Origin of the sequence: Funiculus sociatus GB2-C1 (assembly GCF_039962115.1) — a bacterium.
GTDB lineage: Bacteria > Cyanobacteriota > Cyanobacteriia > Cyanobacteriales > FACHB-T130 > Funiculus > Funiculus sociatus.
Genome location: NZ_JAMPKJ010000018.1, coordinates 39,935 through 60,893 on the forward strand (window position 1 = coordinate 39,935; position 20,959 = coordinate 60,893).

At 46.1% G+C, this 20,959-nt stretch carries 20 protein-coding genes and 1 tRNA gene; 11 read left to right on the forward strand and 10 right to left on the reverse strand.

What is annotated here, in order from left to right; translation table 11 throughout:
• Positions 1–92: 92 nt before the first annotated feature.
• Positions 93–1,445, forward strand: coding sequence for a TPM domain-containing protein (locus NDI42_RS11005; RefSeq protein ID WP_190459099.1), 1,353 nt, complete (start codon positions 93–95; stop codon positions 1,443–1,445).
• 10 nt (positions 1,446–1,455) lie between these two features.
• Here NDI42_RS11005 and NDI42_RS11010 read toward each other — a convergent pair whose 3' ends face one another.
• The 5 genes from NDI42_RS11010 to NDI42_RS11030 all read right to left on the reverse strand — a co-directional run bounded on the left by NDI42_RS11010 (position 1,456) and on the right by NDI42_RS11030 (position 6,876).
• The gene (locus NDI42_RS11010; protein WP_242017819.1) at positions 1,456–2,052 is read right to left on the reverse strand and encodes a hypothetical protein; all 597 of its coding nucleotides are present in this window, start codon (positions 2,050–2,052) and stop codon (positions 1,456–1,458) included.
• A gap of 163 nt (positions 2,053–2,215) precedes the next feature.
• On the reverse strand, positions 2,216–3,655 hold the full coding sequence (gene gltX / locus NDI42_RS11015) for a glutamate--tRNA ligase (RefSeq protein ID WP_190459103.1): 1,440 nt from the start codon (positions 3,653–3,655) through the stop codon (positions 2,216–2,218).
• Between the two features lie 86 nt (positions 3,656–3,741).
• Positions 3,742–3,815: transfer RNA gene (locus NDI42_RS11020), tRNA-Asp, on the reverse strand.
• Between the two features lie 178 nt (positions 3,816–3,993).
• A complete protein-coding gene (locus tag NDI42_RS11025; protein WP_190459105.1) occupies positions 3,994–5,223 on the reverse strand; it encodes an esterase-like activity of phytase family protein in 1,230 nt (409 codons plus the stop codon).
• A 153-nt stretch (positions 5,224–5,376) separates the two neighbouring features.
• A complete protein-coding gene (locus NDI42_RS11030) occupies positions 5,377–6,876 on the reverse strand; it encodes a TM0106 family RecB-like putative nuclease (protein WP_190459107.1) in 1,500 nt (499 codons plus the stop codon).
• Positions 6,877–7,149: 273 nt separating this feature from the next.
• Between NDI42_RS11030 and NDI42_RS11035 the strand changes: the two genes are divergently transcribed.
• The 3 genes from NDI42_RS11035 to NDI42_RS11045 all read left to right on the forward strand — a co-directional run bounded on the left by NDI42_RS11035 (position 7,150) and on the right by NDI42_RS11045 (position 10,025).
• Entirely contained in the window at positions 7,150–8,343 is a 1,194-nt protein-coding gene (locus NDI42_RS11035; RefSeq protein WP_190459109.1) for an aminotransferase class V-fold PLP-dependent enzyme, read from the forward strand.
• 168 nt (positions 8,344–8,511) lie between these two features.
• Entirely contained in the window at positions 8,512–9,594 is a 1,083-nt protein-coding gene (locus NDI42_RS11040) for a glycosyl transferase (RefSeq protein WP_190459111.1), read from the forward strand.
• A gap of 14 nt (positions 9,595–9,608) precedes the next feature.
• Positions 9,609–10,025 carry a secondary thiamine-phosphate synthase enzyme YjbQ gene (locus NDI42_RS11045; RefSeq protein WP_190459113.1) on the forward strand — a complete coding sequence of 139 codons (417 nt, stop codon included), beginning with the start codon at positions 9,609–9,611 and terminating at the stop codon, positions 10,023–10,025.
• A gap of 8 nt (positions 10,026–10,033) precedes the next feature.
• On the opposite strand, the gene NDI42_RS11050 is transcribed toward NDI42_RS11045, so the two are convergent.
• Positions 10,034–10,930: a WecB/TagA/CpsF family glycosyltransferase gene (locus NDI42_RS11050; RefSeq protein WP_348231401.1), complete on the reverse strand. Its 897-nt coding sequence runs from the start codon at positions 10,928–10,930 to the stop codon at positions 10,034–10,036.
• 344 nt (positions 10,931–11,274) lie between these two features.
• Between NDI42_RS11050 and NDI42_RS11055 the strand changes: the two genes are divergently transcribed.
• From NDI42_RS11055 to mltA, 5 genes are all read left to right on the forward strand, one after another.
• Positions 11,275–11,499 (forward strand): hypothetical protein, encoded by a 225-nt coding sequence (locus NDI42_RS11055; RefSeq protein WP_190459115.1) that lies wholly within the window; start codon positions 11,275–11,277, stop codon positions 11,497–11,499.
• A 327-nt stretch (positions 11,500–11,826) separates the two neighbouring features.
• On the forward strand, positions 11,827–12,201 hold the full coding sequence (locus tag NDI42_RS11060) for a Mo-dependent nitrogenase C-terminal domain-containing protein (protein WP_190459116.1): 375 nt from the start codon (positions 11,827–11,829) through the stop codon (positions 12,199–12,201).
• A gap of 54 nt (positions 12,202–12,255) precedes the next feature.
• A complete protein-coding gene (locus tag NDI42_RS11065) occupies positions 12,256–13,026 on the forward strand; it encodes a hypothetical protein (RefSeq protein WP_190459118.1) in 771 nt (256 codons plus the stop codon).
• 185 nt (positions 13,027–13,211) lie between these two features.
• On the forward strand, positions 13,212–13,472 hold the full coding sequence (locus NDI42_RS11070) for a hypothetical protein (protein ID WP_190424941.1): 261 nt from the start codon (positions 13,212–13,214) through the stop codon (positions 13,470–13,472).
• Positions 13,473–13,499: 27 nt separating this feature from the next.
• Entirely contained in the window at positions 13,500–14,693 is a 1,194-nt protein-coding gene (mltA, locus tag NDI42_RS11075) for a murein transglycosylase A (protein ID WP_190459120.1), read from the forward strand.
• Between the two features lie 112 nt (positions 14,694–14,805).
• Here mltA and NDI42_RS11080 read toward each other — a convergent pair whose 3' ends face one another.
• The gene (locus tag NDI42_RS11080) at positions 14,806–15,678 is read right to left on the reverse strand and encodes a DUF5895 domain-containing protein (RefSeq protein WP_190424936.1); all 873 of its coding nucleotides are present in this window, start codon (positions 15,676–15,678) and stop codon (positions 14,806–14,808) included.
• Between the two features lie 455 nt (positions 15,679–16,133).
• Positions 16,134–16,313, reverse strand: coding sequence for a hypothetical protein (locus NDI42_RS11085; RefSeq protein WP_190459122.1), 180 nt, complete (start codon positions 16,311–16,313; stop codon positions 16,134–16,136).
• Positions 16,314–16,475: 162 nt separating this feature from the next.
• Between NDI42_RS11085 and NDI42_RS11090 the strand changes: the two genes are divergently transcribed.
• Positions 16,476–18,413 carry a cation:proton antiporter gene (locus NDI42_RS11090; protein WP_190459124.1) on the forward strand — a complete coding sequence of 646 codons (1,938 nt, stop codon included), beginning with the start codon at positions 16,476–16,478 and terminating at the stop codon, positions 18,411–18,413.
• 43 nt (positions 18,414–18,456) lie between these two features.
• Here the strand turns inward: NDI42_RS11090 and NDI42_RS11095 are convergent, their stop codons facing one another.
• Positions 18,457–19,143, reverse strand: coding sequence for a cytochrome b N-terminal domain-containing protein (locus tag NDI42_RS11095; RefSeq protein ID WP_190459126.1), 687 nt, complete (start codon positions 19,141–19,143; stop codon positions 18,457–18,459).
• A gap of 281 nt (positions 19,144–19,424) precedes the next feature.
• Complete coding sequence (locus NDI42_RS11100) at positions 19,425–20,126, reverse strand: alpha/beta fold hydrolase (RefSeq protein WP_190459172.1); 702 nt, start codon at positions 20,124–20,126, stop codon at positions 19,425–19,427.
• A 27-nt stretch (positions 20,127–20,153) separates the two neighbouring features.
• Between NDI42_RS11100 and NDI42_RS11105 the strand changes: the two genes are divergently transcribed.
• A complete protein-coding gene (locus NDI42_RS11105; protein WP_190459127.1) occupies positions 20,154–20,873 on the forward strand; it encodes a precorrin-2 C(20)-methyltransferase in 720 nt (239 codons plus the stop codon).
• Positions 20,874–20,959 lie beyond the last annotated feature (86 nt).

The window sequence follows — 20,959 nt, forward strand, 5'->3', positions numbered from 1 at the left end:
AGCCTACAAGCGTTCATCAACATTCTGGAATATTGCTCGCGAAAAATGTGGTTTATATCCCCTAGGTGCCTTCTTGCCAAGCCAGCAAAAATATGCTTAAACAGATGGGTTGGTCTAGTTTACTGATTTTGACGGTTGCTAGTGTGCCAGCAGTTAGCCAAAGTCTAACTGTGCAGGATGTTCCCAATCCCCGCCGGACTTATGGCGGCTGGGTTACAGATGCCGCCAATATGCTGAGTCCTGAGACTGAAACAAAAATTAATTCTCTCATTTCCCAGCTAGAAGCCCAAAATGGTACTGAATTAGCTGTTGTCACAGTGGCGCAGACTCAGCCCCAAAAGACTCCTAAAGCATTTGCCACTGCTTTGTTTAATAACTGGGGTATTGGCAAAAAAGACCAGAATAACGGGGTGCTGCTGTTAATTTCTCAAAGCGATCGCCGAGTCGAAATTGAAACCGGGTATGGCGTTGAGTCAATTCTGCCTGATGCGCGGGTAAGCAATATCATCCAGCAAGAAATTACACCCCGCTTTAAAACGGGCGACTTTAATGGCGGCACAATGGCTGGAACGCAAGCGTTAGTTGTAGCTTTAAAGGCTTATCAACCGCAAATTGTTTCTGCCGATCGTAATTTTTTGGTTGAAATTGTCGGTTTTGTGGTGATAGGCGGGATAATTTTCCTTGTCGTGCTGGCAATCCTCCGTAGTCTGGTTCGCTGGTTCAACCGTCCGGTGTTAATGGAACCGACAGGGCGATCGCGTAGTTCCAATCTTTGGGGTTGCTCTCAAAACGTAGCTTGTTCGGTTTGCTCTCAACTGATGCAAAAACTAGACTCAACTGTAGTGCTACCTTACCTGAGTCAAGCCGAGCAAGTTGCCCAAAACCTTGGTAGCGTTAAATTTGAAGGTTGGCAATGTTCCAATTGTTATCCGGATCTAACCGGATCGGGAATCCATATTCGCGGCTATATTACGGTTTTTAACCGATTCAGCAATTGTCCCACTTGTCAAGAACTAACTGTCGAACGTAGCGATCGCATTCTGCAATCTGCCACCATCCACAGTCAACGCATCCGCCAAGTTACTCAACGATGTCACTGCTGTTCTTATTCCTGGGAAACTGAGGAGACAATTCCTTGTGTATCTCCCCCTCCTGTCACCACTCAGACGATGAGCGCCAGCACGTCCACTGCTTGCACATCAAGTACCGAAAGCTACAGCGGCTGGAGTTCTGGTAGCAACAGTGACACTACCAGCAGTATTAGTTCCGACACTAGCAGCAGTAGCTGGAGTTCAGGCACCAACAGTGACACTACCAGCAGTATTAGTTCCGACACTAGCAGCAGTAGCTGGAGTTCAGATGTCAGTAGTTATAGCACTGACTGTAGCAGCAGCGATTTTGGCGGCGGCAGTAGTGGCGGCGGCGGTGGCGGTGGCGACTGGTAGCCGCAGGTAATTAACGCCGGAAGGGGCCTGGATTGAGCAAGTTTACTTCACTAATTTTGATGATGTAGGGGTGAAACTTACTTTTGTCGTAGGAACCCACCCAAATTCCATAAGTACCAGGTTGCCATTGTCCAGCAAGCCCAGGATTTTTCCCTTGATACTCATCGTTGCACCAACTGCCACCAGGGCCTTTGATGACTATGGTTGTGTCTTCGGGGCTTTGGACTTCGATTGCTAGATAGTTAAAAAACGAAGTCAGAACCACTGTATGGTCAGGCTTTTCGTCTGTAAAACCAACACAAGGCCCAGTGGCGGTTTCTTGGCGACCAGCGATTTTTGCTGCTGACACTTCACCGCCGCTAATGCCGCGAATGGTCAGGGGGTCAGGAGAAAACCTGGGGCCAAGGGTGACATTCTCGAATATGGGGGGAGATTGTACTGACTGGGCTTGCACTTTGGAAAGGCTAATTAGCCCAAGTGTTATCAGGGCTAAGCTGGTAAAGGTTGCCCTGACAGGCTTTCCTAGTAATCGTTCCCTTAGATTGGGTACGGGTTTGTACATCCTCACTACTCTACCAAAGGCACCTTGGTTATTAGACTTATTCATAAATTGGTGTAGTATTTTAGCGGGACGGGGTTTCAATACCTATTAAGGATTGAAATTAGCAGTGACGCGCCTCTCCCAGACTGAGTTCCGCAGAAAAAGGCAAAAGATTAAAGAAAAAAGGCAAAAAACAATTTCTTTCTGTTGCCTTTTGCCTTTTTACTTTTTACTTTTCCAGCGCTTGGTTTAAGCGCAACTTATCCAGTCCCCGTTGATTCAATATCGCCCAAGATTCCATCAGGTCGGGGCCGTGAAGTTCTCCGGTAAGGGCGGCTCTGAGACTTCGCATCACTAACCCTTTCTTCAGGTTTTTCTCTTTTGTCACCTGTTTGATGATGTCTTGAGCTACCTCTACGCTTAGAGATTGATGATTTTCTAAGGCATTCAGAATCCCAGAAAAAGCGGTATCACTGCCTTCTTGCTGTAATTGGGTTAGTGCTTCTTCGCTGTAAGCTACGGTTTGGCTAAAGAAAATTCGACTCATCTCGACTGCATCTTGCAACCGAACCAAACTTGCTCCCAACAGGGAAGTCAGCTTTTCTAGCCAAGGGCGATCGCTTACCGGATCGAATTCATACCCCGCTTCTTGCCAATAGGGAATCAACTGCTCTAACAGCTCATCCACTGGCATTTTGTGCAGATACTGACTGTTGAGCCAATTCAGCTTATCCCAGTCAAACTTCGCCCCAGCCTTGTTGACGCGCTCAAAGCTAAACTCTTTAGCCGCTTCTTCCAGGGTAAAGATTTCCTTAGTCGAGTCTGGCGCTGTCCATCCCAGCAACGTCATGTAATTGACTAAAGCGGGAGCCGTGTAGCCCATCTTTTTGAAGTCGAAAATGGAAGTCACTCCATCTCGTTTAGACAATTTTTGACCGGTTTGATTCAAAATCAAAGGCGTGTGGGCAAATTCCGGTACAGTCGTTCCCAGCGCTTCATATAGCAAAATCTGTTTGGCTGTATTGGCGATATGATCTTCGCCTCGGATGACATGGGTGATTTGCATATCAATGTCATCCACCACTACTGCCAAATTGTAAAGCGGCTGACCAATAGGATTATCTGACGCACGCGCAATCACCATGTCGCCGCCAAGATCGCTGGCTTTCCAGCTCACTCTTCCCCGCACCAGGTCATTCCAGGCAATTTCTCTGTCATCATCTATTTTGAAGCGAATCACCGGGCGGCGACCTTCTGCTTCATAGGCAGTTTGCTGCTCTGGTGTCAGGTTGCGGTGGCGGTTGTCGTAGCGGGGAGCTTCTTTTCTTGCTTTCTGAGCTTCCCTCATTTCCTCCAGTTCGCCTTCGCTGGTATAACAGCGATAGGCAAAGCCTTTATCTAGCAAGGTTTGAATGGCTTGCCGATAGAGATCGAGGCGCTTTGATTGAAATAGTGGCCCTTCATCCCAATTGAGCCCCAGCCAGCTCAAACCATCAAGGATGTTCTGAGTATATTCGGGGCGCGATCGCATTTCATCTGTGTCTTCGATTCGCAGAATGAATTTGCCACCATGATGTCGAGCAAACAGCCAGTTAAATACAGCCGTTCTCGCCGTACCAATGTGTAAATTTCCAGTAGGACTTGGTGCAATCCGAACTCTAACGGTCACAGCTTACTTCTCTTGTTATCTTTCTATATCTGTTCTACCTAATAATAGGCGTAGGGGTGGGTTTCTTTGCCCACCCCTACTTTTTACGGGACTGACGGGGCTCGAACCCGCAACTTCCGCCGTGACAGGGCGGTGCTCTAACCAATTGAACTACAGTCCCTTATTTGGCTCCGTTTTTCAAGCCAGAATCTATTATTGCAACTCTAAACAAGTTTGTCAATAGGCTTAAAAAAGAATTTTTAAGCAGCAGTCCAGAACCCTTCCCAAACCCCGTCCCCGCCGGCGGGGACGAGGCTTTAAGAAGGAACAAAGGCTCTCTTTTCGCTAGCAGGGAGGGTTTACGAGCTGTGGACGCGGCGCTTGAGTTGGAGTCCTACAAGTGCGAGAAAAGCAAAAGATGCGATCGCGCTCGGTTCCGGAACTGCACGAGGTGATGTGGTCTTGACACCAAAAGCTAGGATCTGAGTGAACTGAGTATCGCTAAAGTTGTTGTCGCTGACCACAATCAACGACTTTCGCCCATCTGCCAAATCTGGGCCAAAGGTCAGACCTTCAATATTATCTAAAGTCAATTTTAATTCCGAGAAATCAAGCAACAGCTCTTTCTTTGCAGTTTTGATAGTCTTAATGTCAATCTGGCTGAGGCTGTTAATGTTGCTGATGTCAGTAGCTTTTTCTAAAGATACCTCAAACAGCTTAATAGTATTTCCCACTCCTACCGAGAAAGACCGTTCTAAACTGAGGAATGTATTATCATCAACAGCTAGTAAATCAACTAATCCATTAGTTTTAAAATCTGTAGCCGGAATCGGTGCTGCTGCCACGGACTCGGTTACATATAAAAATTCTGCTACTGGCTTTCCTGCGCTCAGGTCGTACTTTAAAATCCGGGAAGGGCTGCTAATATTAATGTCAGCGGCGGCACCATCCTGAAACAGAGCATTCTCTGTAGCTGTAAACAAGTATTTTTGATTTGGTGTCAGCGTCAGGCTTTCAAAAGCTAAATTGTTGCGAATACCACTACTTTTATCGGCGGTGGGAAAGAACTTTTCAGGAACAGGTAAAGCCTTTAATTGCTGTCCAGATAAGGAAAACTCGTTAACGAAAGGATTGATTAATTGATTGGCATCTCCTTCAGAAGAAATAAACACAGTTCCATTGCTAGTAAGGGCTATACCTTCTGGATCGAGACTTAAAGCAGGAAAAGGCTGATTATTTTGATTTAACAGGGAAGTAACTTCTAAAGGAGTTACTTCCCCCTGTTTCAAAACCCCGTCACTGATATCGATCTGGAGCGTGTAGAACCTAGCCGGATTAAACTGACTGCGGTCATCGGAAATACTGTAATAAACATTTTTAGTCGGATCATAGGTAATTCCCGATAACCCTCCCAGTTGTGTTTCCTGAAAAAAGGTTTGAGTGGGAAAGGTCGATTGTCCTAAAAAATCTACTCCTGTAATCGTAACTGCCCCAGAGGGATGCGCTGCGATTATGGCAGTGGTGAATCCACCGACTAAACCTAGAGAAATTTTTCTTAATGGCTTCAAAAATCTGGTAATTTTCTGCATGACAGTATGGTGAAAATGTGTTAAGCAAATCACACAGTACCTTATCAACATAAAGATAAGATTTTCTTAAGAAGAGGTTATTGAAGAGACAGCTATACCAAATCTTTAACTTTATAAGGATTTTGTAAAGGAGTAGGATGGGCAATACCTACTCTACAAATCCTGCAAAAAGTTTACCAGCCAATCTTTAAGGTGATGGGTGGCGCGGCAATCATCTTCGTTGTAGCGAATAATGGTATCAAGGAAAGTGCGATCGCCTGTTTTCAACCATTGGTCATACCAATATATTGACAACTGTCCATTAGCTCCCGGATCGCGCCACTCAAAGCCTAGCCAATGGGCAATTGGTTTGAGGGCGTAACTTTCCACAGGCATTGTTACCGTAGTTGTTACCCACAGATGGGTGTCAACAAAGCGGGACAAAATAGTTTCTCTCACCTCTCGCGGCGTGTTGTAGCACTTAGCCAGCCGCTTGACGGTCAGGACTTCGTAATCGCAGAAATGGAAAATGGGGGCTTGAGGATAAGCTGTCACCAAATCTAAAAATTGTTGCCAGATTAAGCCTTCCGAAGCTGGTTGTTCTGCTACAAAGGGATGAAACATTTCAGTTTTGGCTTGGCGATCAACAACCAAGACTCCTAGCAGATAATCAAGATCCAGCCCCGGCTCTGCCTCAATATCAAAATACAATTCTATGGGGGAAGCGAGTAAATCTTTGGGGATAGTAAACTGTTGGGCGGAACTTGTCAAAGGCATTGCTTGATTTGCGATCGCGCATTGGGCTTGGCAAATCAACAATTGTGCCGCCTCCTCCCCCAAAACAGGCTCTAACTCAGTAAAATCAGCATTAGCCAGCAACTCTACACTCGTTAGTCCAAGCGATCGCAAATACTGGTAGCGGCTAGGCGTAACACCCGCAAGTAAAGAGATGTGCTGTTGAGATTTCGCCACGCCATAGCACTCGTTCAACCAAGGACAAAGATTGCACCGATGACGAGAAATAAACACCTCTGGCTCTTGCTCTTGAAGCAGCATTTCGATACATTCAAGGCAAACCGACTGCATCTGAGGCAGGCATTTACTCAAATTTACCGTAAAGTGAGGGTTTGGGCGACGCAACATTAACCAAGCTTGACTCGGCAAAACTCCCTGCATAGTTGCCAGTAGCAAAGCGTGATAAGCAGCGACAATTTGATATTCTTGCTTAGGACGCTTACCCAGATGAATGTCAGTGGGGACGTAAATCCAATCTCCAAAGATAGACTGTCCTGGTTGTTTAACCAACAAATCGGGACGACTTATTAGAGAAATTCCCGGCGGTAATTGGTCATTGGTTTCCGCCGTTGTCTCGACAAAATACTCCTGTGCTTCCCCAAAATCTGCCAGCAGCACTCCTCGGTAAATTAGTTCAACGCCTTGTTGCATCAATACCTTAGTGGCATTTGCACCTGCGTCCCAATCTCCGTAAGGAAAATTTGGTTTATGATAAGTTCGTCCTGCCAGAATAGTTTGCTGTAGAGCATACCGATCCTGTTGCAGTTTGGCACGAAAATCATTCTGAAAATCCTGTTTGATAGGATCTCCGTATACATCTAAAAAAGCTCGGCGACTACAGCGTTGGTAGTGCCGCAGCATCTCAACAGTTAGCAGCATAACTTCAAGCTAACAGAGATTAAGGTAGCTGCGTTTCCTAACACAACTTTTTTATCCCAAAAATAGTAGATTGATGACAACCCAATACTTTGCCGTCCTTACTACTGGTCTTTTCTCCCTTGTCCTTAGCGTCTAAAGCGCTAACGCGCATGGCTAACGCTAATGCGGTTCTTTTTTTTTAATCTGAGCTTATCTAGCCAGAAAAGTACAGAATGAAACAACCCTACCTTAAAAGGTGGATAACTCTATAAAGTTATATAGTGACGCAAACTCATGTCCAATTTACAGAAAACCAAGGACTCGCTGGAGAGTCATCGCCAGCAATTTCCAGCTTTGGCGAATAAAGCGTATTTCAATTATGGCGGTCAAGGCCCGATGCCCCAAGCGGCTTTGGATGCAATTTACCAGTCGTATGAATACGTGCAGCGTTCGGGGCCATTTTCGACAGAGGTCAACGCTTGGGTTATAAAGGAGGCGAATGAAACCAGAAGCGCGATCGCCAAATCCCTCAACGTTCCGCCGGAAACTATTACTCTAACTGAAGATGTCACCGTAGGCTGCAATATCGCCTTGTGGGGTATCGACTGGCAAACAGGCGATCGCTTACTGATTTCTGACTGCGAACACCCAGGCATTATCGCAACTGTACAGGAACTTCAGCGGCGTTTTGGCATCGAAGTTGACTGCTGTCCCCTAATGGCGACGTTGAACGAAGGCGATCCAGTAGCAGCGATTACCGATCATCTGCACCCGAAAACCAAAATGGTAGTGCTGAGTCATCTTCTGTGGAACACCGGACAAGTCTTACCGCTGGCTGAAATTGCTGAGGCGGTACGCCAGCATTCCAATAATCATCAGCCTGTAAGAATTTTGGTAGATGCGGCTCAATCTGTAGGTTCTTTGCCACTAAATTTAACAGAATTAGCTGTTGACTTTTATGCCTTCACTGGTCACAAATGGTGGTGTGGGCCAGAAGGCGTTGGCGGTCTTTACGTGCGACCGGAAGCCTTAGAAAGCTTAAATCCTACCTTTATTGGTTGGCGCAGCATTGTTATCAGTAAATCTCTACCCTACAGTTGGCAACCGGACGGGCGAAGATATGAAGTAGCAACATCCGCCTATCCACTTTACGCTGGCTTAAGGGCAGCGATCGCGCTGCATCAGCAATGGGGAACTCCAGAGGAATGTTATCAACAAATCCGAGATTTGAGTAAATATATCTGGCAACGTTTAGCTGAAATTCCCACCATCAAATGTCTGCGAAATGCACCACCAGAATCAGGTCTTGTCTCCTTCAAACTTACAGACAAACCAAACCATCAAAAGTTAGTAGAATTTTTGGAAACACAAGGCATACTTGTGAGGACAATCAACAATCCAGACTGCGTTCGCGCCTGCGTTCACTATTTCACCATCCCTGGAGAAATTGATCGCTTAGTTGAAACAATTCAAGAATTTGATGGCTAATAGCTAATGATCAATTTCCAGTCTGTACTTAATCATTAGCAGCCCTAAACCATTTATGAAATCTTCCGTCTTTCTTCTTTCTTTTCCTAAGCGCAAAGCGCTGGCTCCGCCAACGTGGTGCATTAATTTTTACAATTACTGCATGGATTGCCATATTAGCCATTCCCAATGACCCATCCAATTTTATACGTAGCGATCACGAATCACGGCTTCGGTCATGCAGTCCGGGCGGCATCCGTCGCAGCGGAAGTACAAAAACTGTATCCCGAAATTTTGCTAATTCTAGTAACAACAGCACCGCGCTGGTTGCTAGAATCTTACATTACAGGAGATTTCATCCATCGCCCTCGCGCTTTTGATATTGGGGTTGTGCAAGCTGATAGTTTCGCGATGGACAAAGCCACAACTTTGGAAAAATTGCGAGAGATTCGCGCCCAAGAAAAATCTATAATTGCTGGAGAAGTAAGTTTTATTCGCCAAAATCGAGTAGGTTTAATTTTGGCAGATATTCCCCCTCTAGCAGCATCAATTGGGAAAGCTGCGGGAATTCCTTGTTGGATGCTGAGTAATTTTGGCTGGGATTTTATTTATCGGGCGTGGGGAGGGGAATTTCTGGAAATTGCTGATTGGATTAGCGAATGTTATCGAGGATGCGATCGCTTATTTCGTTTACCCTTCCACGAACCCATGAGTGCTTTTGGCAATATTACAGATGTTGGCTTAACCGGAGGTAATCCCCGCCACAATCCCGACGAACTGCGAGCTAAATTTGGAATTACAGCACCAAAAGAGCAAACCATCTTACTGACTTTCGGCGGCTTAGGTTTGCAAGAAATTCCCTATGACAACTTGCAGCAGTTTCGCGATTGGCAATTCGTCACCTTTGACCGAAATTCGCCCGATTTCCCTAATTTAGTCAAAATTAAAGACCAGTCTTACCGCCCAGTAGATTTTATGCCCCTGTCTGGGCGAGTGGTTTCCAAGCCAGGATATAGCACCTTTGCCGAAGCTTTGCGGCTAGGAGTACCCCTGGTGACGTTAACACGAGAGGGCTTTGCAGAAGCGCCATTGTTACTTGAAGGTATTCAAAATCATGCGTATCATCAAATTCTGAAACCTGCTGAGTTTTTCCAGAGTAACTGGGAGTTTCTGCGTCAACCTTTGCTTACACCCCGCCAGTCTCAGATGGTAGCAACGGATGGAACGGAAGCGATCGCGCAGACCATCGTCAGCTATTTCCAAAATCGTTAATACTTTTTCCCGCTATGAAGCAATACCAACAACTGCTTAAATTTCAAACCCCCGGCAAATCTTTGCACAAAATAACGCCCAAAATTCAAGCTATTGTCGCCGATTCGGGCGTACAAACTGGACTTTGCACCCTATTTTTACTTCATACCTCAGCTAGTCTAGTCATTCAAGAAAATGCCGATCCAGATGTTCTCAAAGATTTAGAAAATTTCCTCTCCAAACTCGTCCCGGAAAACAGCCACTACTTCCACAGCACTGAAGGGCCAGACGATATGCCAGCTCATATCCGCACGGCGCTGACTCATACTTCTGAAAACATCCCCATTGCCAGAGGAAAATTACTGCTAGGAACGTGGCAGGGAATTTATATTTGGGAACATCGACAGCGCAGCCAATATAGAGAGTTGGTTGTTCATATAAACGGTGACTAATAATTTTTTTAAAGTCGGCGATCTATCGCTTGCTCCGGGCGTTCAATAGTGCCACTTTCTACAGTTAATTCCTCGTCAATAGGTAGTAATTTTACAAGCTGTAAAGCCAGGAGAATCAGATAGAGAGGATTGAGCAATAAATAGCGTTTCCAGAGGCGTTTTGGTTCCTTACAAAGACGGAACAGCCATTCTAAACTAGCCCATTGCATCCAAGCTGGAGCTTCTGGAATGTTGCCTGAATGAAAATCAAAAGCAGCACCCACAGCAATTATGGGACACTTTAGCTGATAGCGATGCTCAAAAGTCCATGCTTCCTGGCGAGGACAACCCAAGGAAACAAAAACAATTCCTGCCCCAGATTTGCGGATTTCTTCGGTGTATGCGGCATCTTCTTCTGGTGTCAAAGGACGGAAAGGAGGGGAAATAACACCAGCAATTATTAATTCAGGAAATTTTTGTTTAAGCTTAATTTGCAGACTCTCCAAAACTGTTTCTTTGGAGCCATATAGAAAAATACTGATTCCTTTAGCAGCAGCTTGTTCGCAAATTTGCAACATCAGCTCTGGCCCTCGAACTCTGTCTGCGAGTACCTCTTCGTCACTATTACGAAGAAGATTTAGCGCCCAGCGCACAGGTTGACCATCAGGAGTAACAAGGGTAAAACGCTTCAGCTGTTCCCCATAACCATCGGGATCTAGATAAGCGGAGGTAATGCTATGGACATTAGTGGCTGCTACTGTACAAGATTGATTTAATTGGGCGCTTTGAATAATAAAATCTGTGCTTTCTTTATAGTTAGTCCGGCTAACGCCAATTCCCAATACATTAGTCTTACTTGGAGGTGAAATAAAAGTGCGGATGTTCATCTTCGTCTTGAAATTATAGATATTTTTCATGGCAATCATAATTCACCTCTGGTATTTAATGTTTTGCTTACTGCAACGTGAGTGATATCTAATATTTTTGAATTTTGATAGGTCTATTATCCTCGATATAATTGGGTAAGTAATCCAGCCGCTTTTGCTATGGCAGGAACTAATTTCCAGTGTTTATTAATTCATCGTTACTATATATAAATTATTAGCTATACCTTTCTCATTTACATCGGCAAAATTGCTGAAATTAGCACTGTTAAACGAATTGCCGATATAAAATTCTACCTTTAGAAAAAAGCCAGATAACATTACCTGAATTTTGTATTGTTTTGGTAAAAAAACTTTACTTTTAGTGCGCTACGCGCTGCGTGTAGATGAGCGAACAACCTAACTTAGGACGGTATATCCGCCAAGCAACAGCGATCGCCTACGCAGAGGCTTCTAGCCAAGTAGAAAAATTAAAAATTAGATTACACCCTCTTCGCAGACAAGTTTACGCGAGATGGCAGAGGCAAGATATGCGTGAAATCACTGAATCTGTCCAGAAGCGATCGCAAAGATTCAGTGATGCTCCCCACGCATTCGAGGATGGATTTTAGGCAGGATGATAGCAGGCAGTTTAACAAAAGCTTTTTTAGTCCGGATCGGCATTTTGGCTTAGCGATCGCTGCCCCTGGTAATGAACTGCATCGATCTCATGCCGTTTCTACATCAGGTGTTGTCCAAAGGTAGTTGCTCCTCTACCCTGAGGAGTAGAGAACAAAAAACTCCAATCGCAAGTCTTTATTGAGTGAACCTAGACATCAAAATTTCTCAAGCTATCCACAACTCTTATCCGGTAACAGCAGATTGACAGTTGTAGATACAGGACAGACAGTAAGCTTCACTTTTTTGGAAAAAAGGATTTATAACACAGGAGCAGTATCATGAATGTATCTGAGTATACAGTAAGAAATATTAGTCTGGCAAGCTGGGTTTCGATTCCGCAACAAGAAGTTACCGTCAACGCAGCCCCCAAAGCGAAAGCAACTGCCAAGAAGCCTTTTGAACCCCTCAAACCATTACGCCAGTGGATGGATAACTTACAAGTGCGCGACGCAAAGCTTGCTCATCGCCTCTGCAAAATGATTCCCGCCCAGTGTCCGTTTGAGCGCGATGTCAAATTATTCAGTAAAGTTCTGTTCCACATTCCACCCATGTGTAAGCTAAACCCGCTTTATGATGAAGTAGTGGGTCTGCGTTTCCGGGCGCTGTGCTATCTGGCAGATGAGTGTGGAGAAGATATCGCCGCATACTGCTAAGATTTCATGGGACTGGAAAAAGGCACCATTGGATGTGCATAGTGACTGGATATCATGGCTATCATTGCCCTGAGAGGCTGGTATCTCCAAGAGTATGAGCCGATCAAAGAATTAGAGAAACGTCCCCACGATCTGCGGCTGAGCAAGAATAGCTTGCTGAAGTCGGGACTACGAGCAGATTTTTTAGACGACAGCCAGGATGTAAAAGGCTCAGAGTGGTTTAAGCGCTACCTAGAAGGAGAAACGGTCGAGTTTTATATCGAAGGTAGTGGCGGCTATACAATCTCTAACATTGACCTAACGAGCCACGAGATTTATTTCACCAAACAAGCGGTGATGGCGAATTTGGAACCAACGATCTTCCTGTGCCATCAAACCGAATATACGGCATCTAGCGTTGCCCTGCGCGAGGGACTGGTTGATGCCCTGGAGACATTAAACACGCGATCGCGTCTACCTTTGACACTGGAAGAATCTGGTCGTCCCACGGGCGTCCCACATCGGCTCAGCAACACCCAGATGCGAAAAATCCGCAAATGTCTGCTATTTGTTGCCGATGGGACACCAGTGGCTGGCATTTCCAGGGAAGAGACGACCTTGTTAATTCCCAGCCCCAATGTTTGTGTAGAAATTGGTTACGCCTTGCAAAGCAAGCGTTCCGAACAACTTTTGTTAGCTCAAATGGAGCGAAATGACCTATCAGGGGAGTTTCCTTTTGACTTTCCCAACCATCAACAACTGTTATTCACCACAGCTTCAGAACTACGTCAAACTTTGCCCCCACTGCTGGAAACCCTGCTGCATCGGTTTAATTTGTTTTCCTAGTAGTAGTTCTTTGTCTCGCTACTAGGGGTCGCCTCCCAGCCTCGCTCTTTAGGCTTGTGCTTAGAAGAAGAGTCGAGACATAAGCCTCAATAAGCTCTTTCTGAGAACTTCCGTAGAAATCAGGTGTAATTTTCGACCGTTCTCGGCACATAATAATCAGGATGGATTGAAAATCGATCGACCATATGCCGAGAACTCCCACCGAATACGCCGTATACCTAATGATGGAAGGCGGTCATAAAGCTGAAGTGCGTTTTGCAACTATTCAAGAGTTTCAAAAATGGTACAGCGGCGAACTGATGCCCAAAGCCTCTTCAACAGACTTCATCAGCGTGCCGATAAAAAATGTCCAGGGTGAATACATGGTCGTGCGTCCGGTCAGCATTCGGGCAATCCGGGTGGAACCTGTCTTCGCCGGAAGTGTCGATAGAAGTGACTACGAATAACTATCGATTTCCCTTTTGGTGTAAGTAATGAGAAAGACATTTGCTTTGCTTTCCCTGAGTTTTGGTATGGCTATGGGAAGCGTCAGTTTGCCTGTCTTGGCTAATGTTCCCTCCCTCCCCCTGCGCCCGATAAACGCAAACTTGCTGAATCTCACCTGTTGTCGGTCAGATGCGCTGGGGTTGGATGACCAACTGTGGGGAAGGAACGGGAAAGCAGGAGACAAAAAGGCGCTCATCGCCTCTCTTGACAACAGTCTGCGCTATCTACAGACAAACGATGCAGCTGTTGCTTACCAGAAGTATCCGGTTCCGGGAATTACGCTTTCTCGTGTCCGCCGCTCATTGGTACGCTTTCGTCAGCTGGTTATCAATTCCCGAAACCCCGCCGAATTGCAAGCTGCTGTGAAGCGCGAGTTCGTCTTATACCAGTCTGTAGGCAAGGACGATAAAGGTAACGTCCAATACACCGCTTACTACGAACCAACCTACACAGCTAGTCGCCAGCAGACGGCAGAGTATCGCTATCCTATTTATGGGATGCCGTCGAACTTCCAGTCTTGGCCCAAACCGCACCCTACACGGGCTGAACTGGAAGGGGAAGATGGTTTGTTAGGGGCGAAAAGCCCACTAAGAGGGCTGGAAATAGCTTGGCTAAGCGATCGCTTAGAAGCATTCTTGGTGCAAATCCAAGGCTCTGCTCAACTCCAGATGACCGATGGCACCATAATGACTGTGGGTTATGCGGGGGGAACTGATTATCCTTATACCAGTGTGGGGAAAGAACTAGCCAAAGATGGCAAACTGCCTCTATCAGGTTTAACCTTACCTGTGCTGATCAAGTATTTCCAGCAAAATCCCCTGGAAATGAGTAACTATATCCCGCGCAATAGTCGCTTTGTCTTCTTCCGGGAAACCAACGGTGCGCCAGCGATGGGAAGCATTGGGGTGCCAGTAACAGCGGAGCGTTCAATAGCTACAGATAAGTCTCTCATGCCACCGGGAGCCTTAGCGCTAATTCATACGCGAGTTCCCTACTTTAATAGTCAAGGTCAGATTGAGCAGCGCCTAGTGAGTCGCTATGTACTTGACCAGGATAAAGGAAGTGCAATTCTAACTCCAGGTCGAGTAGATTATTTTATTGGTACTGGAAAAAAAGCAGGCGATCGCGCTGGTGTTACCGGCGGCAATGGGCAACTATATTACTTACTGCTTAAACAGTAAGTAGATTGGGTCGAGCAATAGCGAAACCCAACAAGCGGATGATTAAGGTTGGGTTTCACTCAACAACCCAACCTTAAATATGGCTTTATTTTTGCCTTTTGCCTTTCGATTTTTAGTAGGGTGGTTCACCATACTCAAATTCATCATCGTGGTAAACAAAAGAACTGGCAACACCCGCCATTTCCATCTTGGAAGTTTCCGCTTTCGGCTTTTCCTTCCCGAACTCTTCGTACTCTTCAAAAGTCTTACAAATAATCGCCGACTCCTCAGAACTAGAAGCAATCAGATAATCAGTTAAAGTTTTCGCTGTGGGATGCTCATAATCTACCGTACTAGCTACCAAAGCCGTATTTGAACCACTACCCCTTTCTTCCATCTCAATCAAGGGACAAAAAACGCCGTGAGCGTGAAATAGCGCCCCTTTCGGTGTTAGAGGTTGTTTGCGGTACTCAGCATAAGCCTTTTCCAATTCCCCAATAAATCCGCCTACTACTTGACCTTGCTTAATGTCACAGTAAGATTTGCTGAAGCTAGCACCAGCAACACCATTCAATGTTAATTGTAGTGGCGATTGATGGAGGAAATTTTTGTTTTCACCCACTAAAAAAATCAGGTGACGAGTGAAGGTCTTAAACTTTAGCTTATCTGCCAAGAAAGCGTCGTAGTTATCTTTTAGAGTACCTAGTTTTGCTCCACTTTCCCGATCTTTAACAGATAATGGCCCCCGTCGTACTATAACTATGCGTGGGGTGGTCGTGATTAATAGCGTTTCGACTCCGGTACTAAATTCATGCTGTACTTGCTGCCAATTTGCATCTGGAGTAAAGCCCACGGCGTTAGCATTATCCAGCTTAATTGCCAATCCGTGAGGTTGAATCCCACTTTTGCTGTACCGAGGATTGATCATCTGGCACCAAGGCAGCACTTGAGAAGGGGGGGCGTTGAACTTGTCGTCGTCGAAGTCGAAATTCGCAGATGCGTTCATTGTCTTAGGCATCGAAGTCTTGTGCTGATCAAGTTTACAAGTCGGTGAAATGTGATGGTGGGCCAAAGGCCACTTCAGGAATTGGCAATATAGCACAATTCTCTGGCACTTAAAGTAGACGATTCGATGGTAGCGCGGCGGGAGCTGCACGCCAACTTTGAGCCTCAACCGATGGCACAATACTCCTATGATTGACCACCATCACCTGTTGAAAGAACTCCTCTCCACCTTTTTATCAGAATTTGTGGATCTGTTTTTGCCGATGTCACAGCACACTTAAATCGTGACTCCCGGATTCTCCTGACTCCGGAAGTGTTTACAGATGCCACTTTTGGGGAGTAATACGAAGCTGATTTAGTTTTGCCAGCCCAATTTAGAGAGCAACAGTCTCTTTTTATCATTCATGTGGAACACCAGGGGCGTTAGGAAACGGATTTTAACAAGCGAATGTTCCGCTAATTCTTCCGACTGTACACGCCCTGCCTATAGCCGTACTCAGTCGATTGCATGGGGGGATTGCCCTCCCTGCTACAGGAAGCGTTACAGTTTAACTCTTCGGGAAGCTTGACGCGATCGCTTCTTTCTCCCAATCGCGATCGCACCCATACTCCCAAAAAATTATTTTTCCTGAACATAATTACTTTTCCCAATGTATAGTATCATTTACTACAGATATTTTTGCCAAAATGTCTTATATATGGCCAGGTTAAACGTGACGTGACAGCAAAGAAGAGTTAATATTTACTATCCTTTACAAAAGATATTGATAAAACGTGAGTTTTATCAAAATCTACAACATGGAAGCATCATTTGAAATTACCCTGCAAATGGTTTTAACCGTTATTGCAGGAATCAGCGCCCAGGTTATAGCCGAATATCTCCAGGTTCCCAGCATCGTCTTTTTGTTGCTATTTGGTATTTTACTGGGGCCAGACGGATTGAGCGTGCTACACCCTAACCAGCTAGGAACTGGTTTAGAAGTCATGGTTGCCCTCTGTGTAGCAATCATTCTCTTTGAAGGCGGGCTTAACCTGGAACTCAAAGAAATGGGTAAAGTTTCCGGTAGCCTGCGAAATCTGGTGACACTGGGGACGCTTATAACGCTGCTTGGCGGAGGCATGGCGGCTCACTGGTTGGGTGAATTTCCCTGGCCTATTGCCTTTCTCTACGCATCTCTGGTGGTGGTAACGGGGCCAACAGTAATCAGTCCCCTGCTCAAACAGGTGCAAGTAGACCGACAGGTGGCAACGCTTTTGGAGGGAGAAGGCGTTTTAATTGACCCAGTTGGGGCAATCCTTGCGGTCGTCGTGCTAGACACCATTGTGAACGCGGATACTGATCCGCTGGAAGCTTTCATCGGTCTTATTGTGCGCGTAGGCATCGGCGGCGGTATCGGCGTTGCTGGTGGTTGGTTGCTGGGTTTGATTCTCAAACGCGCCAAGTTTCTTTCCGAAGACTTGAAAAACCTGGTAGTTCTGGCTGGGTTGTGGGGTTTGTTTGGTCTGGCGCAGACAATCCGCAGCGAGTCGGGATTGATGGCAACAGTTATGGCGGGAATTGTCCTGGGTGCTGCCTCTATCCCAGAGGAGCGCCTGTTACGGCGCTTTAAAGGACAATTAACCATCTTCAGCGTCTCGGTATTGTTTATTCTCCTGTCTGCTGACTTGTCCATTGCCAGCGTGTTTGCCCTAGGGTGGGGCAGCTTGTTCACCGTGTTGGCGCTAATGTTTATCGTGCGCCCGATTAACATCGGCTTGTGTACGTTGAATAGTGGACTGAATTGGCGACAAAAGTTATTTTTATGCTGGATTGCTCCCAGAGGAATTGTTTCTGCATCTGTTGCGTCCTTGTTTGCCATTTTTCTGACACAGTATGGCATCAATGGCGGCGATTCCATCAAGGCGCTGGTTTTCCTCACTATTATAATGACCGTATTTTTCCAAGGGCTGACGGCGCGTTGGGTTGCCGCCTGGTTGCGAATTAACCCCCAGAACGCAACTGGGGCTGTAATTATTGGTTGTAGTCCCTTAAGCCGCCTGATTGCTCGTCTATTTCAAGAGCGAGGAGAATCTGTGGTGCTGATTGATACAGACCCCGAAGCTTGCAAAATTGCGGAACAGGAAAATCTGCGGGTGTTCTTGAGCAGCGGTTTGGATATGGAAGTTCTGGAAGAGGCGGGACTGGCTTCTATGGGAACTTTCGTGGCGATGACGAATAATGGGGAGGTTAATTTAGTGTTGGCGCAACGAGCAGCAGAAGAGTTTCGTCCGCCTCGCGTTTTGGCAGTCTTCCCGCAAGCCAATATGGCGACTAATAATACAAAGGTTCACCAAGCTTTTATTCCTCAGCTGTCGGTAAAGAATTGGAATCAGTACCTTAACGAAGGGCAGGTGAAGTTAGGTAAAACGACGCTTAGAGAAGATGGGTTGGCTTTTCAACAAGCTCATCTACAAGCCTTAATTCGTGCTGGGGAGCTAGTACCATTATTGTTTGAGAGAGAGCAGCTTTTCCAGGTGGTGCCAGCAGCAGAAGAGTGGCAGCCTGGAGATCAGATTATTTATCTGCTGCATGACCCTAGACCTAAACTGTTGAAGCGGTTATCGGGTGGGAGTCCCTCTTCTCGTCTGGCCTTGGAGAAGTTGCCAGAAGTGGAGGAAGTGCCGATTTCTGCGGTGGGTGTTGGTGTGGGGGAACTCAAGGTTGAGAATGCTGTACAGCCTCCTGTTTCTGGATAAAGACGAGAGACGAAGCAAGGCTGAGCCTCGTAACGAGCATTTTTTAATTTTTGTTGGTAAGAGTTAGGGAGTTTGAATCAATTTCTGCTTGAGTTAAATCTGGCTCTGAGGTTGAAGATATGGCTTTTAATTCCATTTGAAGCCGCGCTTGCTGTCTTTCCTGCACCAGTAGTGCGCCGAGATGGGTGATGGCGATCGCGATCGCGCTCACAGATAAAATGTAGCTGTGTATTGTATATAGATGTTCCACGGTTGCTGTGTTTATCGCGCCGCCGCCAGTAAGGATGTCTCGCAACTGGGAACCAATAAAAGGAATCGCTTCGATGGTTTGCAATTCGATGCTTAAACGCCAGTAGCCTAGCTGACTCCAATCGAGTATCATAGCTGTCCATGCCAGCGCGATCGCATTTAAAGTAAAGAAAATTACGCTAATCCACCCAGTTAACCAGCTATTTGTAAATTTCCTCCCTAGAAACATCACTACTATTTCGATTAGGGAGACTACAATTAGCCCATTTCCAGCAATATCGTGAACGTCGCGAATTAGCGAACCATTGGGAACTTCAGTCGCAATATTCTTTAAAGATTCGTAAGCGCCTCCCGCAGACGGTTCGTAGTAAAAAGCCAACAAAATACCCGTAAAAGCTGCACTCAAGCTTAATGTAAGAATAGAGACTGCCAGGATTGTCGCCAGCCGCCGGAAAATGAATTCATACTTCTCGGTATTCATCGTTAAATTTACTTTTCTTAACTAAAACTTTACATTTAGTAATATATTAACGATGGCATTGAGGGAAGTAATTGTTCTAAGTGCGTATATCTTCAGACAGAGTTTGAACAAGAGTGAGTTTAGGTTGGCCCTTGGAAGGAAACCCAACCCAATAAGTAAGTGGGATTAATTATTTGTAGGATGGGTTAGCGATCGCGTAACCCATGCAGATGTTAGGTTTCCTACGTCAACCCAACCTAGAAACTTTAATCTTCGAGAAAATGGGTTTCTCAAAACTGGCATCATGCCAAATACGACACCCAAGCCTTGAAAGGCTCTGGCGAACCGTACCAAATGCCGGGGGTTCTGGGAGAATGTTTCACACCTTCAATTACCAGATTGGTTGCTCCCTCTAGATGAGCAGCTTCAATCGGGGTAATCCCGTCTCCCCAGCTGTTACCAACTCCGCAAGTTAATTTATAACTGCTGTATGCTAGCCACTGGCCCGGACGCCTTGCACCGTAGATGGACTTACCAGCGACACAGACATAACGAACCTTTGGGTAAAAGGCTCCCGGATAGTTGATTTTGACAAAATCTAGATTTTTTTTAGTCCAGCGTTCGCCACTGATATGAGGCGTTCCTAATGTTACCAAAGTGGCAACATTGGGGTGAGCGTGCCAAAGTCCAGCGTCATCGGTGACATCTTTGTGAATCGAGTAAGGTGTTTCTCCCAGATAGATGCGGGAAATCCAGCCGCCTGCTGAGTGACCGATTAGGTTAATCTGAGAAACGTTGTATTGCTGCAACATTTGTTTTACCGTGTGGTCGAGTTGCCGCAAAATGGGAATCATCGACCGGCCTCCCACAGTGGGGAACCAATCCCGACCGCGCAAGGGGACTGTGACGGCGGGAAAACCCAGCTGTTGTAAAGATTGTTCTAGTTGACGGTAGGCGATCGCGCCTTCCAAATATCCGGGCAAAATGACTGTAGGCAACACGATTTTAAATTTGGGATTGTAAATTCTATTGTGCAACCAGGCATACTCTACGGTATTGGCATTGGCCCCGGCGACCCTGAATTGATTACTGTTAAAGGACTCGGTATTCTGAAACGAGTGCCGATAGTTGCTTTTCCCGCAGGCGTACAAGGTAAGCCAGGAATGGCTCAGCAGATGGTGGCACAATGGCTCAATTCCAGCCAAGTGCAGCTGGCTTTGAGTTTTCCTTACGTGCAGGATAATGACATTTTGACCCAGGCTTGGCAAGCAGCTGCCGAACGAGTTTGGCAATATTTAGAATTAGGCCAAGATGTCGCCTTTGTCTCGGAAGGCGATGTGAGTTTCTACAGCACGTTTACCTATTTGGCACAGGCGCTGCAACAACTGCATCCGCAAGTCGTGGTGCAGACTATTCCGGGAATTTGTTCGCCAATGGCGGCGGCGGCAGTTTTGGGCATTCCTTTGACGATTCGCGCTCAACGCTTAGTTGTGTTACCAGCGCTCTACACTGTAGGAGAGTTGGAAGCGGTGCTTGATTGGGCAGATGTGGTGGTGTTGATGAAGGTGAGTTCGGTTTACGAGCAGGTTTGGAAAGTGTTGCAGCAGCGCGGTTTGCTGGAGCAAGCTTATGTGGTGGAACGAGCAACTTTACCGGATCAGGTGGTTTATGCGGGGTTAAGACTTCGCCCTAATTTGAAGTTACCCTACTTTTCGGTGTTAATTGTCCAAGTCACTAAATCACCTAATTGAAGGCAACTGGCAACTTCTGAGCATTGGCTGCGGTCTTTCCTAAAGAGCCAGAAAATAAAATTAAGATTTCAGGTACCCTGGACTTT